12 protein-coding genes are annotated in these 18,892 nt (G+C 31.4%); 7 read left to right on the top strand and 5 right to left on the bottom strand.

What is annotated here, in order from left to right:
• Positions 1-273: 273 nt before the first annotated feature.
• On the bottom strand, positions 274-1,260 hold the full coding sequence (locus tag KQI86_RS15825; RefSeq protein WP_216440385.1) for a N(5)-(carboxyethyl)ornithine synthase: 987 nt from the start codon (positions 1,258-1,260) through the stop codon (positions 274-276).
• 377 nt (positions 1,261-1,637) lie between these two features.
• Between KQI86_RS15825 and KQI86_RS15820 the strand changes: the two genes are divergently transcribed.
• The 4 genes from KQI86_RS15820 to KQI86_RS15805 all read left to right on the top strand — a co-directional run bounded on the left by KQI86_RS15820 (position 1,638) and on the right by KQI86_RS15805 (position 8,361).
• Positions 1,638-4,532: a cell wall-binding repeat-containing protein gene (locus tag KQI86_RS15820; protein ID WP_216440384.1), complete on the top strand. Its 2,895-nt coding sequence runs from the start codon at positions 1,638-1,640 to the stop codon at positions 4,530-4,532.
• 216 nt (positions 4,533-4,748) lie between these two features.
• Positions 4,749-5,456 carry a lysoplasmalogenase gene (locus KQI86_RS15815; protein ID WP_216440382.1) on the top strand — a complete coding sequence of 236 codons (708 nt, stop codon included), beginning with the start codon at positions 4,749-4,751 and terminating at the stop codon, positions 5,454-5,456.
• Between the two features lie 247 nt (positions 5,457-5,703).
• Positions 5,704-7,758, top strand: a complete 2,055-nt coding sequence (locus KQI86_RS15810) for a methyl-accepting chemotaxis protein (protein WP_216440380.1) — start codon at positions 5,704-5,706, stop codon at positions 7,756-7,758.
• A gap of 147 nt (positions 7,759-7,905) precedes the next feature.
• The gene (locus tag KQI86_RS15805; RefSeq protein WP_216440378.1) at positions 7,906-8,361 is read left to right on the top strand and encodes a hypothetical protein; all 456 of its coding nucleotides are present in this window, start codon (positions 7,906-7,908) and stop codon (positions 8,359-8,361) included.
• A 306-nt stretch (positions 8,362-8,667) separates the two neighbouring features.
• Here the strand turns inward: KQI86_RS15805 and KQI86_RS15800 are convergent, their stop codons facing one another.
• Positions 8,668-8,997, bottom strand: coding sequence for a CGGC domain-containing protein (locus KQI86_RS15800; RefSeq protein ID WP_216440376.1), 330 nt, complete (start codon positions 8,995-8,997; stop codon positions 8,668-8,670).
• 206 nt (positions 8,998-9,203) lie between these two features.
• Between KQI86_RS15800 and KQI86_RS15795 the strand changes: the two genes are divergently transcribed.
• The gene (locus tag KQI86_RS15795; RefSeq protein WP_216440374.1) at positions 9,204-9,617 is read left to right on the top strand and encodes a DUF2935 domain-containing protein; all 414 of its coding nucleotides are present in this window, start codon (positions 9,204-9,206) and stop codon (positions 9,615-9,617) included.
• A 21-nt stretch (positions 9,618-9,638) separates the two neighbouring features.
• Here the strand turns inward: KQI86_RS15795 and KQI86_RS15790 are convergent, their stop codons facing one another.
• The 3 genes from KQI86_RS15790 to KQI86_RS15780 all read right to left on the bottom strand — a co-directional run bounded on the left by KQI86_RS15790 (position 9,639) and on the right by KQI86_RS15780 (position 14,020).
• Complete coding sequence (locus tag KQI86_RS15790; protein WP_216440372.1) at positions 9,639-10,511, bottom strand: pyridoxamine kinase; 873 nt, start codon at positions 10,509-10,511, stop codon at positions 9,639-9,641.
• A 13-nt stretch (positions 10,512-10,524) separates the two neighbouring features.
• Positions 10,525-11,460, bottom strand: a complete 936-nt coding sequence (locus KQI86_RS15785; protein WP_216440370.1) for a radical SAM protein — start codon at positions 11,458-11,460, stop codon at positions 10,525-10,527.
• 328 nt (positions 11,461-11,788) lie between these two features.
• Positions 11,789-14,020: a methyl-accepting chemotaxis protein gene (locus KQI86_RS15780; protein ID WP_216440368.1), complete on the bottom strand. Its 2,232-nt coding sequence runs from the start codon at positions 14,018-14,020 to the stop codon at positions 11,789-11,791.
• A gap of 287 nt (positions 14,021-14,307) precedes the next feature.
• On the opposite strand from KQI86_RS15780, the gene KQI86_RS15775 reads away from it, so the two are divergent.
• Together KQI86_RS15775 and KQI86_RS15770 are read left to right on the top strand one after the other, a co-directional pair.
• Positions 14,308-15,978 (top strand): M14 family metallopeptidase, encoded by a 1,671-nt coding sequence (locus tag KQI86_RS15775; protein ID WP_216440366.1) that lies wholly within the window; start codon positions 14,308-14,310, stop codon positions 15,976-15,978.
• Positions 15,979-16,267: 289 nt separating this feature from the next.
• On the top strand, positions 16,268-18,802 hold the full coding sequence (locus tag KQI86_RS15770; RefSeq protein ID WP_216440364.1) for a cell wall-binding repeat-containing protein: 2,535 nt from the start codon (positions 16,268-16,270) through the stop codon (positions 18,800-18,802).
• Positions 18,803-18,892: the final 90 nt, after the last annotated feature.

The raw sequence follows: 18,892 nt of genomic DNA, 5'->3' as shown, positions 1-18,892 counted from the left end.
AGCTATGAGATAAAATATTTTATCAAGTGATTCTTAGCTTCAGCTGGAGTTTGCTTAAAAGGAATACTTACTCCAACTGAAGCTTAGAAGAACTTATCCAGGGACGTAGCATCCGTTATCTCTCACTTGTAGAAGATGGGAGTATTACGGATGGTAGTCATCGGATAAAATGTAAAGAGATAGTCTAAAAAAGGCTATCTCTTTTGCTTGCAATGAAAGATGAAAAATTAAAGTATGCAATTTTCTTAGCGATTAAATTATTAAATCATTAAATCATGCAATATGTCTCTTCTTTAACTGTCTACTTTGAGTCTTAGCGATTTTTTCATCTATTATTTGGGCATCATTTATAATTATAGCGTTACGCAATACTTTATTATTATTTTCCTTACCCTCAATTATTACATCCAAATATTTTGCCACTTCTTTACTTATCTCAAAAGAAGAGGTCTTGTAAAAAAGTGAAGGGGTATGGTCTACCACATAATGAACTATGCCATCAATAGAATAAATAGGATTTTCTATTGATGTAGGTATACTGGTTTCAATGGCTTTGCTATTGTCGCAGCTTACATCTATTATCAATGCGTTTTTTTTCATTCTCTTTAAGTCTTCTCTATACAATATATGATCTTCTCTTGTATTATCCCAAAGTACTGCATTTACTATAACATCATAATTGCCTATTTCTTTTTTAAACAGTGATTCCATATTTCTGCTATAAACTGTAATATCTGCACCTAGTCCATTTAATATCCTATAGGCACCTCTAGCGGTATTACCTCTTCCTAATATGGCAACTTTAGTGTTATAAGGGAATATGCCGTGTAATTGAAAGGCTTGCATTACAGCAGCTTCTCCTGCAATTTCGTTGTTACGCCAAAAACTATGCCTTCCATCCTCAAACATATCTTCCCAAGCTATACATTTAAATCTTTTTTCTAATAATAAATCTGTTAACTCTCTATTTTGAACAGCATGTACCCATCCAAATAGAATTTTATTAGGTTCTAGATTTTTTAGATAATCTCCATCTCCTATCTTTGGATCACATATTACATCTTTTTTAAAAATTTCTTCTATAGTAACTACATTAGCTCCAGCTTTTATGTATTCTTCATCACTTATGCCCAGTACCTCTCCATAACCTTTTTGAAAATACAGCATATTAGAATTCTTTAAGTTTAAAATATCCTTTGGTACAATTGCTCTTCTTTCTTCATTTTCCTTTGGACTAATTAAAAATCCAATTTCTCTCATAAAATCATCTCCCTAAAATTTAAAACACATAGAATAGCAATGTGACAATTTCAAATAAAATATTAAGTTGTTACTATGTAGTGATTAACATTATTATACTATAATTGCGTAAAATACCTCAACCAACAACCTGGGCTACAGAAAGTAGGTTGTAACTACTAACCTCTATCATTGAAATTTATCTTACTATTACATAGTTATGCTCCTTATTATAGCAATTACCTATATATACCAATGACTTTTGTTATAGAATTTCGTACTATATGTGGGTTATATTATAAATGTAATCAATTACCACTAGTTTTACTAAATTTTAGTGTTATTATTATATATAGGTAATAGTTTAAGTTTTTACATGTTATGTAGGAGGTCATAAAATGAAAGGAAAGAGTATTGGTAAATTTAATAAAAAAGTTGTGAGCAAGGTAGTGGCTACAACCATTTTACTTAACATGGTAAGTTCCACAAGTGTACAAGCTTTAGGGAATTTCGATGTTAAGTCTAGTTTTATATCAAAGGAAATAAACAAAGAAGAATTTGAAATAGCTCCAGGTATAAAAGAAAAAAAATATTCATTCAGAGATAAATCTGGTAAAAAAATAGAGATGGTTACTGTGGAAGTAGATACATATAATCCTAATGCAGGAATTGAAGTGGGAACCCCAAATGATAAAGATACCTATGGAATGCAAATATTAAGAGAACAAGCAAAGGCTAATACAACATCAGAAGAAAAAGTAGTTGCAGCAGTAAATGGGGATTTTTACTACATGGTAACAGGTGAACCTATTGGTATAGTATATAAGGATGGAAGAGCCATTAAATCAAAATATGAAAAGGGATGGAACTTTTTTGGAATACTAAAGGATGGAACTCCAGTGATTGGAGATGAAAAAAAATATAATGAAGTTAAAGATAATCTTGAGGAAGCCTTAGGTGGCAACGCTATTATTGTAAACAATGGCAAAGTTCATGGAAACCTTTCTACTGAAAAGGATCCAAGAACAGCAGTAGGTATAAAGGCAGACGGAACCGTGTTCTTCCTTACTATTGATGGAAGGCAGGAACCTTATTCAGCAGGCATATCTCTAGCGGATTTAGCTCAGATTATGATTGACATGGGAGCGGTACAAGCATTAAATCTAGATGGAGGAGGTTCTTCTACATATATTTCTAGAAAACCTGGAAGTGATGAGCTTTCTTTAGGTAACAAACCTTCAGAAGGAAAGGAAAGAGTAGTTGGAAACTCTTGGCTGGTTGTTTCTAAAGTTCAATCTGATGGTGAGTTTGCTTCAGCATATATAGAGCCTTTTGATAAAAGCTATACACCAGAATCTACTGTAGAATTTAAAGCAAAAGGAAGAGATAGATCAGGTGCACCTTCACCATTGCCAAGCAGTGGATTAACTTGGTCTCTTTCTGATGATTCCTTTGGAAATATTGATGAAAAAGGAGTATTTAAATCTACTGGAAAAACTGGACAAGTAGAAGTTTTATTAAGCTATTATGGGGAAGTGGTAGGAAAAACCCTAGTTGAAATCGCTCTTCCCGACAAAATAGATGTAAACACAAAACAAATTTCAGCAGAAAAAAATTCTCAAGTTCAATTAAGTATTTATGGTGAATATAGAGAAAGAAAATTAAAAGTTAAAAATGAAGACATAATATGGGATATATCTGGAGATGTTGGACACATAGATAACAATGGAGTACTTCATACTAAAGATAAAACAGCAACAGGTAAAATTACAGGAACATTTAAGGGAACTAGCCTTTCTGTATCTATAGATGTGGCAGTGGGTAAACCATCTCAGGTACTTTACGATTTTGAAAAGGACACAGGAAGTTGGAAAATAACTACCGCTGGTAGAGGAGAGAAAGCCTCTATAGAAAAAGCTACATCAAGTAAAGATCCTATAAAAAACGGCAGCGGGTCTTTAAAAATCAACTTTGATTTTACAGGTGGAGAAAAAAATGCCACCCTTGGAGTGTATACAGGTACAGGAGAAAGTCAAAATATATCTGGAAGACCAAAGGCTATAGGTATGTGGATTTATGGAACTCCAGAAGCTAAAGGCTATTGGTTGAGAATGGCTTTAGTTGATGGTAATGGACAAACTCAAAATATTAATTTAACTTCGGAATCAGGAGTAAACTGGACTGGATGGAAATATATTAAAGCAGAAATTCCTGAGAGCATGAAAGCTCCTTTCAAAATCAGTGAAACTCAAGGAATTAGATTGATGTCTCTTGCGTCAGGCAGTAAGGGGCCAATGACAAAGGGTGCTATATATATCGATGATATTAAAGCTATTTATAGTGATGAGGATATTGTAGATGAGGGCACAGATCAGGGAGAAGGAAGTACATTAAACAAGACTAGAGTAGCAGGAATAAATAGATTCCAAACGGCTACATCAATAGCTAAAATGATGTATGATAAAGGAACTTCCGATATAGTTATTGCAAATGCATTTAACTATACAGATCAGATATCTGCAAGTATTTTAGCAAATTCCCTAAATGCCCCTGTGCTTTTAATAGGCAATAATCCTAACAACGATAAAGAGGCATTAGAATACATAAAATCACATATGAACAAAGCTGGTAAGGTACATATAGTTGGAGGAAAAGTTGCTGTAAGTGATAGTACGGTAGATTCTATAAAAGCCCTAGGCATAAAAAACATTGACAGAATGGAAGGCAAGGATAGGTATGAAACTAATATTAAGACAAATGCAAAATTAAACATCCCTGAAGGAAGCCCTATAATAATAGCAAGTGGTGAAGGTTTTGCAGATGCTCTAAGTGTGACCAGTATAGCACAAATAAATAAATATCCAATAATACTTACAGGAAGTAAGAGTCTATCAAAGGACGCAGAAGAATATATAAAGAAAATAAAACCTTCTAAAGTATATATCGTAGGAGGAGAAGGAGTAGTAAGCCCAAATGTTAAAAATTCAGTGGGCAAATTAACTGCTCTAAAGGATAAAGATATAATAAGAATAAGCGGCAGTGATAGATATAAAACCAATATGAATGTATTAAAACATTTTAATATAAAGGGAGATACTATTGCTATAGCGTCTGGAGTAACCTTCCCTGACTCTTTAGTTGGAAGCGTATATGCTACTTACAATAATGCGCCAATAATGCTTGTGAATAATGATATGAATATATCGGAGCAAAAAGACTTTATAAGTTCAAAGGCTTATAAAAACATGATAATATTTGGTGGAAACGGAGTAGTTAAGGAAAATATGTTTTAAAAAATATAAAAGAGGATAGTCTAAATGACTGTCCTTTTTCTATACTTCTTTTCTACTATTATAATTGTAATTTAGTTTTAAGCCTTCAAATAAAATATAAATAGTTAGGTATTTAGTAGTTAATTATTTATTAATTCACTATTTATTCATCATATGTATATATTTGGTGTGATATAATTATTTATAGAAGTATTTGGATGGGGTGTGAATTATAGTATGAAATTATTTGTGTCTAGTGTAATAGCTTTGCAAATAATTATTTTTATTTTTGTTGCACATAGGTTAATAAAAAAGGGTGCTAGGTATGGAAATGACGTTTCCTTACCATTGAATATAAAGGTAACTCTAAGTATCTCCTGTATAGCATTAGCCGCAGCAGTTTTTATGTTTAATTCAGGAAAATACTATCCTTATTCAAAATATGTTTTGCTTGGTATGATTATCTCCTTCTTTGGAGATTTAGCCATGGCTGAAGCACTAGGATTTAAAAATAGGCTGATAGGTGGCATGAGTATATTTGCCTTAGCACAAATGATGTACACTTTAGCCTTTATAAAAACTATCACATATAATCAGGTTTTTAGCGTGAGATATATTTATATATATGTTGCTATCTTAATAATTTTTATTGCACTATGCCTTAAATTTTTAAAACCCAAATTTAAAGGAGAAAAGAGAGAATTAATCTTTGGTATAGCCTACGCTTCCTTAATATTGACTATGGGTATATGGGCTGCTTTATTAGTTTACTCTTTTAATGGAAAGTTATTTTTAACCCTTATTGGAGCTATTGTGTTCGTTGTATCCGATAGCCTTATTGCTCTAGCAGAATTTTTCCATCTAAAGATACCTTATGGAGGATTTTTAATATGGGTGACCTATGTAATGGCACAGGTGTGTATAATCTCTAGCCCAATAGTGTAATAAGTAAAAGGATTACTGTAAAAATAAAAAATATTTTAATCCGTACGTCTAATTAGAATTGACGTACGGTTTTTTAGTTTTTGGAATATTTTATTTTCTAGCAAATTATAAAAAGTAAAATGTTCCAATAAATTATAAATTATTGCTATATATTGTCATAATTTGTGATATAATTATAAAAAAATGAAAAATTTAAATAAAAATTATAAAAAAATTAATTTTTATATTTAAGAAGGAGGCAAAGTTTATGGGTAAAGAAGAAAAAGTAAAAAAGTTAAAAAAAGTAGAACTTAAAAAAGTAGGGAAACTTAGAAGTATTAAAACTAAACTATTAATTTCTTTTACTTTGTTAATACTGGTCATATGTGCTGGACTAGGTACAATTTCTTACAAAATTTCATCTAATTTAACCATTGAGAACATGAAAGATAGATTAAATAAAACAGCCAGTGAAGCCACAAGGCTTGCTAAGAGTAGAATAGATATAGAACTTATGGTTTTAGAGGTAATTGCAAGTAAAAGTGAAATAAAAGATCCTAATGTTTCTTGGGATGTGAAAAAAGCTATATTAGAAGAAGAAATGAAGAGGAATGGATATTCCATTATGGATATGGCTGATAAAAATGGAAAAGCTTTATCTACTGATGGCGGCGTTTATGATTTAAAGGACAGAGATTATTTTAAGAGAGCTATGAATGGAGAAAGTGTTATTTCTGATCCCGTGGCTAGTGTGGCAGATAAATCTGTAATAGTACCTATAGCAGTACCTATAAGAAATAATAATGAAATAGTAGGAGTTTTAGTTGGTATAAAGGATGGAACTATACTAAATGATGTGGTAGCAGATATTAAATATGGGGAAAGCGGCGGAGCGACCATGCTCAGTAAGGACGGAACTGTTATTGCTGATGGGGATATAAAAAGAGTTTTAAGTATGGAGAATACAATATCAAAATCCTTAGAGGATCCAGAAGTTAAGGAAGTTGCTGAAATACATAAGAAAATGGTAGCTGGAGAAAAGGGTATAGGGAAATACTCCTATTTAGGAGAATCTAAGTATGCGGCATATGCTCCTATTGAAGAAATGGGTTGGTCAATTATGATATATGCCAACGAAGAAGAAATTACAAGTGGAATAGATACTCTACTGAAGTACATAACCATAGCTTCTATAATATTTTTATTTATAGGGATTTTGTTCACTGTTATTCTAGGAAGAAAACTTACCTCTCCAATTATTGCAATGGTAGAATATATCAAAGTTATAGCCACAGGGGATTATACATTAGAGATTCCAGAAAAATATATAAAAGAGAAGGACGAGACTGGGGACTTAGCAAACGCGGTGAAAAATATGCAAGGCAGTGTAAGAGATATGCTTTCACTAGTTAAAAATAGTTCCGAAGAAATTGGACTTCAAACAGAAAGTTTAAGTGCCACATCTGAAGAAATGGCATCCTCTGCAGATAATATTTCTCAGACTATTGGTGAAATAGCAAAAGGTGTGGGAGATCAAGCGCAGGATTTATCTAGTATAAATGAGGTTTTAAATAATTTTAATCAAGAGCTTACTTATATCGTTAAATCTATAGAAGATGTCAGTGATAATTCAACGGGCATAGAAGATATTGCACTAAACAGTAATAATAAAATGGAGGATTTAATAGAATCCATAAATAATGTGAATAAAACATTTAAGGACTTTATGTATAAAATAAATTCCTTAGGAGATAACATAAAAAATATAAATGAAATAACAAACTTAATTAACAATGTATCAGAACAGACAAATTTATTGGCTTTAAATGCAGCTATTGAAGCTGCTAGAGCAGGGGAAGCTGGAAAAGGATTTGCTGTTGTAGCAGATGAAATAAGAAAGCTTGCAGAAAAGAGTAAATTGTCTGCTGAAGATATTAGCAAGTTAATAGAGCAAATATCTAAAGAAAGTAAAGATATAATTCAATCTAGTAGCAATGTGGAACATGATTTGCAAAACTCTATAACTGTTATAGACGAGTCTATGGAATCATTTAAGAAAATAATAGAATCTATAAATGAAATAAATCCTAAGATACGAAATATTAATGCAGGAGCAAGAAATATCAATAATAGCAAAAACTTAATAGTAGAAAAAATAGAGACTTCTTCCTCAGTTGCTGAAGAAATATCCGCATCTTCAGAAGAAATTGCTGCCTCATCACAAGAAATGGGTGCGTCTACAGAGGAGGTTGCAGCGTCTATTATAAATCTGGCAAACATGACAAAAGAGATGAATAGTAGAGTAAATAAATTTAAAATATAGCCATAAATTGTTAATAATTACCCCTCTCTACTTAATTATTAGTTCATAAATTTATGATATAATAAGGCATGTAAAATAAAATATGCCAGTATGTTGGCAAGTTATTTTTGGAAGATGCCTAATTAAGTAACAAAGGAGGAGATACTAATGAAAATAAAGAATAAAAAAATTATCGCTGTATTCTTATTAGTTTTAACTTTAGTTGTAGGAGGATGCTCAAAAAAAGAATCTCCAAAGACTGATGAGAAAAATACTAATGGACAGGAACAAAAGGTAGACGTAAATAATGACGATAAGGTAGAAGTTAAAGATGAAGGCAAAGACCAATCTAAAGAAGAGGAAAAAGAAGAAGATAAAATAGTAAAGCAAGAAGACCTTACAGAAAAGCTAAAAAAGGAAAGCATAGTAGCGGATGGACAAGTTTATTTCCAGGGAGACTACGTAATAGCTACAATCCTAGCTAAGGAAGGATCAAAGGAAGACGAAGTTAAAAAACTTGCAGATAAATACGCACAGGATTTAAAGAAAAAATATGATGATAAAAAAGTAAATGTTCAAGCAATAAGCGGTGGTAAAAATGTAGCTACTGTGATTTTAGAATAGGTTTTTAAATTTACATAAATTTAGTTTTACAAATAGAGAGCTAAGTACGTAATGAAGGCGCTTCAAGGAAAAGTCGCTATTTTACTACATACTTAGCTCTTTTGTATTTTACGAAGGTACTTTCTAAATAAGCTATATAAGATTAGTTTACAATAATAAAATTTTACAAAAATAATTTAGTTTATCAAATAGAGAGCTAAGTACACAGTGAAGCCGCTCCAGAAAAAGTCGCTATTTCACTATATACTTAGCTATTTTGTGATTTACAAATGTATTTTCAGAATTAGGTTATGACAAATTAGATTCCTATTTTTTCTTACTATGGGTATACCCAACTACATTATGATCATTTGATAATTCTTTAATAAAATCGTTGTACCAAGGACATTTTGATCTAATGCAGGAGGAGAGATGTATATATTCCACTCCAAGCTCCTTCATTCTTCTAGCCTTTGCTAGCACTTCTTCTACAGATTGTTCACCGCATCCATTGCAATGAACAAAACTTATTAATTCTGTATCCTTATCTGCGTATTCCTCAAAAGCTCCTGTATTATTATTAAATGCTTTAAAACAGCCTGAGCCTGAGCACCTTTTTGAAACTTCATAACAATTTATAATACCAATCTTTTTCATAGTATCCTCCTCATATTGATAAGTGCGTAAGTAAAATGAACTTTATATTCGTTAATTGTTGGATTAATCCACAAAGTGTACAATATACGGAATACATATTATCATAGATATTGCTTTTACTCTATGATGATAATCACGATAATGTAACCTTTTTATGCATATGGTCATATATTGTAATTATGAGATATTTTGTAGGGGGAAAAGGTTTGTATTGTTATACTTTAGTAAATAACTTAAATTGCGTATTTAATGAATTGATTTTATGGTCCGATATATCAAGTGAACATCCTATATTCATTAAGACTCTTGGAGAATTGACTAAGAAAGACTTACCTAAAGATATAGTTAATCAGCTAATGCATATAAATAAAGTATTTTCTCAACTTAAGACTAAAGTTGAAGAATTGAAAAAAAGAGGTTGTCCAATACCATATGCTGTAATGGAACTTAAAAAGCTTATAAATGAATTTTGTATGCATGATGCTCATTTTTTAAGTTTGCTAGAGGAAGTTAAAAAGTATGGTAAAAAGGATAAGGTATGGCAGACTTTATTAGAACATATAACCCATGAACAAAAATTCATGTATGAATTAATGGGTAATATAAATATGCAACTTTAAAAAAAGCCCAATTGGGCTTTTTTATATTAATTCATAACTGCTAACTATTACAGGTAATTTTAAAGTGTCTAATACTTTTTCTAAAAGCACACCTTCTCTATTTGGATAGTTAAATCCGTAGCTTGCTTTTATACAAGTAGAAATAAATTGAACCCCTCTATCTAGAGCCAAAGGAAGGCTATCCCCTTGAAGAAGACTGCCTACAAGTACACTGGTAAAGGCATCTCCTGTACCTGGATAAAAGGTTGGTATGTGTTTACTGCTTACCTTCCAAAACACATTATCTTCTTTATTGTATGCTAATACATGGGTTTTCTTATGCTTTTTATGATTATCTGGTACGCTAGTTATTATTACTATTTTTGGTCCCATTTCACTAAGACGCTTCATCCAGCCTTTAATTTCACATTCCGATAGGCTGGTATTAACATCCTCACCTAGGAGGTATGCTGCCTCTGTAAAATTAGGAGTTATAATATCTGCCTTTTTAATTAGGCACCTCATATTTTCCACCATATCCATGTCCATAGTAACGTAAAGTTTTCCGTTATCGCCCATGACAGGGTCTATTACAACTAAGTTATCCTTTGTTCTAAATAGATCAATAAATTTTGAAACTATATTAATTTGCTTTGAAGAACCTAGAAATCCACTATATATGCAGTCAAAGTCTATATCAATTTTATGCCAATGATTCATAAAAGCTTCCATAGAGTCCGTTAAATCAACAAAAGTATAGTCTTCAAAGCCACCAGTATGAGTGGATAGTATAGCTGTAGGCATTGGACATACTTGTATTCCCATGCTAGATAAAATAGGTATTATAGAAGTAAGTGATGCTCTTCCAAAACCAGATAAGTCATGAATAGCAGCAATTCTTTTTACTGGATGCATTGCTTATACCTCCTTAATTTGTAACTCTATAAGTAAAATATCCTCTATATTCAACTACTTGCACTGAAGGGTCGTTGTTTAGTTTATTGAAATAAAAATCTATTTCTTCCTGATTGCAATTTCTATCTTTAAAAAAACTATTTATTTCAAATTGATTCATAGGGTGTCTTTTTATTATGCTTAAAATTGCATGGTAATTATCCGCAATTCCACTGGAAAAACTTCCTGTAGTCAAGGAATCTATAGAAAAACCTCCTAAAATCTTTGCGGCTCTTTCAACGCTCTCTTTAGGTGGAATAGAAATATTTTCTTCTGCTGGAGGTCTTACAGGAGCATTTATAAATATCCTTGAGTAATTTATTTTATCTATTAAAGCTTTTAATTTAATCAAGTCCTCTTCAGAGGTGTTTATTCCTTCAATAAGCATTACTTCAAGCCAAAGTTCCCCTTTAAATTCTTTAGAAAACTCTACTAACCCTTCATAAGAGTCCTGAAATTTTATTCTTCCATGAGGGCGGTGAATTTTCTTAAAGGATTCCTCATCAAAGGCATCTATGGAAGGTAACAGTATATCGCATTCCATTAAATCTTCTCTAACTTCTGCTTCCCCAAGGGTTGCCCCGTTGGTAATTACCACAACAGGCTTTGAAGTTAGCTTTTTTAGTTCATGTATAAGTCTACCTAAAGATTTATACAATGTAGGTTCCCCTTCTCCAACCACAGTTACTACATTAAAATCCTCATTATGTTCTACGTAATCTTTAAATTCTTCTATTATATCATCTAAAAGAAAAAAATCTTCTCTTTTATCTGTTAAGTGGTCCGTTCTACCTACCTGACAATAAACACAAGAATAACTACAATATTTTTTAGGAATTGGACTTACCCCTAAGGACATACCTAATCTTCTAGAGGGTATAGGTCCAAAAATAAATTTATAATCTCTCAAAATAATCCCCACCTTTTATATTTATCAAGTGATTCTTAGCTTCAGATGGAGTTTGCTTAAAAGGAATACTTACTCCAACTGAAGCTTAGAAGAACTTATCCAGGGACGTAGCATCCGTTATGCACAGCATAAGAACTCTAAATCCCTGAAGCTCAAGAGTTCTAGTATCTCCCACTTGTAGAAGATGGGAGTATTACGGATGGTAGTCATCGGATAAAATAATTATTTCATATGTTATGAGAAAATTCAAATGTATGGGAACGCTTTTTAATAAAAAAGGATATACACCCTATAAAGTGCATATCCTTTTGTAAACTTTGTTATTACATTATTTTAATTTGAATTCATTTATTTTGCTAGATACTGATTCGCTAGTATCTTTAAGTACTTTAGCGTACTGTGATAATTCTTCTATAGAAGAGTTCATTTCTTCAGAGGAAGCTGCAATCTCTTCAGAGGAGGCTGCTATTTCTTCTGATATAGAAGAGGAATTTTCTATAGAGTTTATTATGTCATCCTTTTCTCTTGCTATGCTAGTAGAAGCATTGTTTATAGCATGAATCTTTGGTATTAATACAGTTAACTCATTATTTATAGAATTAAATGAGCTTATTGCTGAATCTATATTTTCCATTTCCACATCCATGTTTTTGTCAACTTCCTTTGATAAGTTGATTATATTATCTGTGTGCTTGGACACTGTATTAATTATGCTTGTAATTTGTACTGAAGAATTTTTACTTTGTTCTGCAAGTTTTCTTATTTCATCAGCAACTACAGCAAAGCTTCTTCCAGATTCTCCTGCTCTTGCAGCCTCGATAGCTGCATTTAAAGCTAGAAGATTTGTTTGTTCTGCTATATTATTTATAAATATATTTATTTCATTTATCTTGTTAACATTTTCGTGAAGAGTAGTTATAGTGTTAATTAACTCCTCAAACTTAGTCTTTATCTCTGTAATTGAAAGGGATAGGTTGTTTATTTTGCTATCACTTTCTCCAACTAAGGTATTAATTGAGTTAGAGTTTCTTTCAGCCTCTTGTATATCACTTATTATGTTTTCAAGTTGTCTTGCAAAGTTAGCTATTATAGTGTTCATTTTTTCTAAGTCCATAGCCTGCTCAGAAGCACCTTTAGATACATTTTGTACAGAAGAAGCTACATCAGATGAAACAAGTAACATCTCTTCTGAAGAGGAGAAAAGACTTTGAGATTGTTCATCTAAGCTTCCAGCTGAATCATGTACATTTAACAATAATTCCTTAATTGAATTTTGCATTTCTACGGCAGAGTTAGCCATTAAACCAATTTCATCTTGTATATTTAAATATTTTTGGTCTAGATCTACAGTAAAATCACCTTTTCCTAAGGAAGAGAAATGTCCTGCTACAGCTTTTATAGGTGTAGTAATTTTATTTGATATATATAATGATACAAATACACCAACTACAGCACAAACTAATAGCACTAATAAGTTTCTGAAAACAGTGGAGTAGAATACAGACATAAGTTCACTGCTTTCAATAAAGTTTATATAATTCCATCCTAAACCGTTATCGGAACAGTTTGTTATGAAAATAGTATAATCTACGCCATTTATATTAGTAGTAAAGGTTTTTTCCTCTAAGTTAACGGTGTCTAGCTCTGGTATAGATAAATTTCCTATGGGTCTTCCTATAAGGCTTTCATCCTTTGAGTGTGACATTATAGTACCGCTCTTGTCCACTAAAACTGTATAACCAGTTTTTCCTATGCTTAATTTACTAACTGTTTCGTTTAAAGTATCTAAATTTATACGAAAGGCTACTACTCCCTTCAGTATGCCTTTATCATCTTTAATAGCTTTTACTAATGTGGAGCTTACTTCACCATTGGCATTTAAATATGAATCTAATATATGTACCTTATCAAAATCAGATTTTGCTATTTGATACCAATCTTCTGTTACAGGATTATAATTATTAGACTTTAGAGATAATGGATATTCTATATATCCCATATTTTCTTCTACTCCTATAGCAATAGATTGTATACCACTATTTTTATCCTTAAAGGATTGCAAAACATTTAGCAAATCCTTCTCATAAGGACTATTAGCTGTAATTTTTACTTGATTATAAGGGTTACTAACTTTAACATATGAGGTTACGTCTGAACCTACTGCTTTAACTTTTGGTAAAGAAGAAATAGTTAATAAATTATTGCCTATTGAAGATATATATTGTTGAACATAAGAATCAAGTAAATGAGCACTATTTTTAATATTTTCACTAAAAGTATTTTTATTGCTTGAATAAATATTTAGGGCAGAAAATAAGGTGCTCAAAGCTAAGCTTCCTAATGTTAGGGTAAGCATGGAAGCAACAAGTTTATGTTTTATAGATTTAACTTTAAGTTTTTTTGTTTTTGTAATTTTTTCATTTTCATTGTTGTTAACCTTATTTCCATTTTTAAATTTATTAAAATTTAGTTTTTTAAATGGGTTTATGCTTTTAATTTTTGTAAAAAGATTGTTGTTTTTAGGTTTGGCAATTTTAGTTTTTCTGTTAATAAATCTCATATTCCAATATCCCCCTTGTAAATCTTTACACGTATATCAATAATTATACAATATTTTTAAAAAAAATGTAGAGTTTTAAATAAAATATTTAAATAAAATATATTTTTAATATGATTTTTTTAAGCCATAAGTTATTATAATGAATAAATACTTTAAATGGAAAAATAAATTAAAATTGATAGAAATTTAAAAATATTTAAAATAGTTTTTGAATTATGATTGACATTATAAAAAAAGGGAACTAAAATAAAATTACAGGAAAAAATTTACAAAAGGGGGATGAATTAATGTTAAACAAAAAAACTTTTAGGAAAATAGTTTCATCATTAACATTTTCATTTGTATTAATGGGATCATTAGCTCCAAAGGTATTTGCTGCTCCTTATGCTCCAGATGATTATTATAAGCAGCCAACAGAAATAATCGAAAATTATTTTAAAAAACCTGAAGGAAAGATTTTGACTCCAGCTTTTAAAGAGGGGAAAACAGATTTTACATCCCATGAAGAAATGATGAATTTTATATATGATCTTCAAAAGTCATCATCCAATATGAAAGTTTCAATAATAGGGCATACTCAAGAAGGAAGACCGATGCCTATTATGATATTTACAAAGGAAGGGTATGAAAAACCATCTGATATATTAAAAACAGGAAGACCTGTAGTATGGCTTCAAGGACAAATCCACGGCAATGAGCCTGCTGGAGGGGAAGCTATGCTTGCAGTAGCAAAAAACTTAGCAGGTGGAAACTTAGGAAAAGAAGTTTTGGACAAGGTATCTGTAGTTATACTTCCAAGGTTTAATGGAGATGGTTCATACTACTTCCAAAGACAAACAGCTACTCTAATAGATTCAAATCGTGACCACTTAAAATTTGATCTTAAAGAAACCATAGCAGTACATAAGGCTTTTAATAGCTTTATGCCTGAAGTAGTGGTTGACGCCCATGAATATGGCGTTGACAGTAGTTTTAGAAAAGTCGGAAAGAAGGGTTCACTTACTAATTACGATCTTTTAATATCCTCTGCTAAAAATTTAAACATCCCAAAAGAAGTAAGGGATATGTCAAATAAATTATTTGTGGATAATGTTCATAAAGAAATGAAATCAAAGGATTATACAAGCTATATGTACTATACTTCTTCAGTAAAAGATGGAAACATAACTTTGTTTGAGGCTGGAGCTGATGCTAAGATAGGAAGAAATGCTTATGGATTACAGCCATCCTTCTCTTTCCTACTTGAAACAAGAGGAATAGGTATAGGAAAAGAAACTTTTGAAAGAAGAGTAATGTCTCACATATTAGCGGCTCAAAATATAATAAGAAGCACTGCTGACAATGCTAAAGTGGTTAAAAATACCATAGATGGCGCAAGAAACAATATAGTTAAGTTAGGACAAAAGGTAGAAGATAGTGATAAGGTAATTTTAAATAGCCAAAGCAAAAAAGTAGATCCAGTTAAGTTTAATATAATTGATTTAGAAACCTCCAAGAGAGTAACAGTAGATGCAGATTTCTTTAGCAGCAATGAGAGCATACCAACATTGGAAAGAGTAAGACCAAATGCTTACATACTTCCACCAGCTTACCATGAAGTTGCTAAAAGATTATCCTACTCTGGAGTAACTGTGAAGAAGTTGAATAATGATATGGAACTTCCAGTTGAAAGCTTTAAGGTTAAGAATAAGGAAGTTGAAACAAACTATTATGAAGGACACTTTAGAAATAGAGTTACTGTAGATGTGAGCAACAAATTTGTTAAATTTCCTAAAGGAAGCTATGTGTTTACTATGGATCAACCTAATGCAAATTTAATATCAATTGCATTAGAACCAGATGCACAGGATAGCTTTACAGAATTTAATATAATAACTGTAGATATTAACGAGGAAGTGCCAGTTTATAGATATATGCAAAATACTTCTTTAGATGCAAGTATTATAAGCCTAGACTAATTTAGATAAATTAATAAATTGAAAAGGATAGCCTGAATTAGGTTATCTTTTTTAATGTGAATTTTAAAAAAATACAAATTTATATAAAAAATTTTATATAAACTTTTCATAAATAATAACGATTATTGTATTATTATGAGCATTCATGGATAAGTTTAACAATATATTGAAAATAATTCATGTAACTAGTTGGAAATAAATTTTGATTATAGTATAATTATAATTAAAATTATATTTAATTTGCTATATTTTAGCATAATAAGAAAAATAAACATGGAGGGATGTTTGGATGCACAAAAGTAATAAAAAGATTCTATCTATTTGTACAATGGCGTCTGTACTTTTAACTAGTTCATTAACTACAGTAAAAGTATCAGCTGCTAACCCACCAGAAAATCCAAGACTTTGGGGTTCAGATAGATATGAAACAGCATTAAAAATTTCAAAAGAAGGCTGGACTTCATCAGAGTATGTAGTAGTAGCTAGTGGAGAAGGATATGCAGATGCACTAAGTGCTGCACCTCTTGCTAAAGCTAATAATGCTCCAATAATTTTGACACAGAGAGATAAAATAAGCGAAGACACATTAAAGGAATTAAAAAGACTTGGAGCTAAACACGTTTACATAGTAGGTGGACATGCTTCAGTATCAAAAGAAGTTGAAGGAAAAATAAAAGCTTTAGGAACTTCCATTGAAAGATTAGATGGAAAAGACAGATATGAAACTTCTGTAAAAATAGCAAAGAAGTTAGGAAATGTAAACGAAGCTATAGTGGCTAGCGGAGAAGGATATGCAGATGCATTATCAGCAGCACCAGTAGCAGCTATTAAAGGAGTTCCAGTACTTTTAACTAAAGTAAAGGAATTGCCAGGTGCTACTAAAGAATATTTAAAATCATCAGGAATAACAACTACATATGTAATTGGAGGAACAGCTTCAGTAAATGATGGAGTGATGAAAATTCTTCCAAATGCTAAAAGAGTTCATGGACAAGATAGATTCCAAACTAATGCTGCAGTATTGAAAGCTTTTGCAACAGAATTTGACTTTGCAAATGCATACATGGCATTAGCTTCAGGGGCTACTGGAAATGAATTTGCTGATGCACTTGCAGGTTCAGCTCTAGCAGCGAAGAAGGATGCTCCAGTAATTTTAACTGGAAAAACTTTAAGCGATAGCACAAAAGAAGTAGCAAGAGAAAAACTTTCACCAACAAGTACAGTAACAATACTTGGTGGAGCTAAAAATGTAGCTGATTCAGTAGTAGACAGCATAAAAATAACTGCTGAAGCTATGGATAAAGAAGGAGCTACTTTCGAAAAAGACGTTAATGGTAATGCTGTAATCACAGCTAAAAATATAACAGTAAAGAGTTCAACAATAAAGGGTGACCTTTATGTAGAAGGAACTAAAGCAAATCTTTCAAACCTAAAGGTAGAAGGAACTGTTTATATTAACCCAGGTAAAGATGGAGAAACTAACTTAGACGGAGTACAAGCTGATAGTATAGTTGTATTATCAGGAGCAGAAGGAACTGTTCGTCTAAAGAATGTAAAAACTGATAGATTAAATATAATAAGCAGAACAAACACAAGAGTATTAGCAGAATCAGGAACAGAAATAAAATCCACATCTGCACTATCAAGTATAATACTTGAAGGAGCAGGCGGAAGCTTTGGTAACATAAATATACCAAAAACAGTTTTAGACAAAACTGTAGAATTAAGAGGAACTATCAGCAAACCAGTAGTGGTAGAAGGTAACGTTACTCTTAAAGGATCAGGAAGCCTATCCAAAGTTGAAATAAGATCTGGTGCAGAAGATGTAGTAAATCTTCAAGGTTCATTAGGAACAGTAGAAGTTTACACAGCAGCAGACATTAAAGTAGCAGCAGGTGCAACAGGAACAATAAAAGCTATGAACGACACTGCTAAAAACTCAGCTAAAATATACGTTCCAAGTGGAACATCCATTAAAGTTGAAGGATTCAACGAAGCTAACGTAACAGGACCAGGAGCAGCAGATGCTATAAAACCATCAACTAGTACTGGCGGTGGAAGCTCAAGTTCTGGTGGTGGATCAACAAAGCCTACTGAAAAGAAAGTATATGATTTAGTATTTAGTAATGGAGCTAAGTTTAGATTAGGTAAGGAAGATGATACTATAAAGTCTGTTTATAATAATAAGAGAACAGCTTTAAAAGATGCAGAAGTTCAAAATAAAATTATTACAGAGAATATAGTAATGGAATTAGATAAAGTTAAAAAGGCTACAGTGGGTGAGGAAAAGCAAAATATAGTTGAGTATGTAATTAAAAGTTTAAGAAATAACAATCCAACTAGTCAACTTGCAACAGATTTAGAAGCTGTAAAGGGTGACGACAAAGATGGAAAAGACCTTGCTAAAGTAGTTCTTAACTATGTGGCAGATAAGGATTTTAAAACATTATATGAAATGTTAGAAGGTAGGTTTAATAAAATACCTAGCGATGGTGAGATTAAAATACCTGCAATAGCTATTTCAGAAAATAATACAATAGAAAAAATCACTGTAACTTTAGATGCAACATCTGAAAAACCTGTAATATTTACAAAAACAGTAAACGGTGGAGCATTTAGCATCAAAAAGTCTACACTTGAGTTTGTACGTGATGAATTTAAGATAACTGAAAGTACTACTTTAGAAGACTTAAGAAAAATAGATGTTAAAGTAGAAGCAACTACTAAAAAAGGTGCAACATATAGTATAACTGTTAATGGTGGTAAAATAACAATTGATTATAATGGTAGACCATATACAATTGAACTAAAAGTAGCTGAATAACAAGCTAGATAACCTCATACAAATAAATAACTCGGGTGTTTTCCACCTGAGTTATTTTTGTAAAAATAGTGGAGAGTATAAATATTCAAT

It is taken from the genome of Clostridium mobile, assembly GCF_018918285.1.
Classification (GTDB): Bacteria; Bacillota; Clostridia; order Clostridiales; family Clostridiaceae; genus Clostridium_AW; species Clostridium_AW mobile.
The sequence above is the reverse complement of the archived record's forward strand: the minus strand, read 5'-3'. Positions and strand labels throughout refer to the sequence as shown.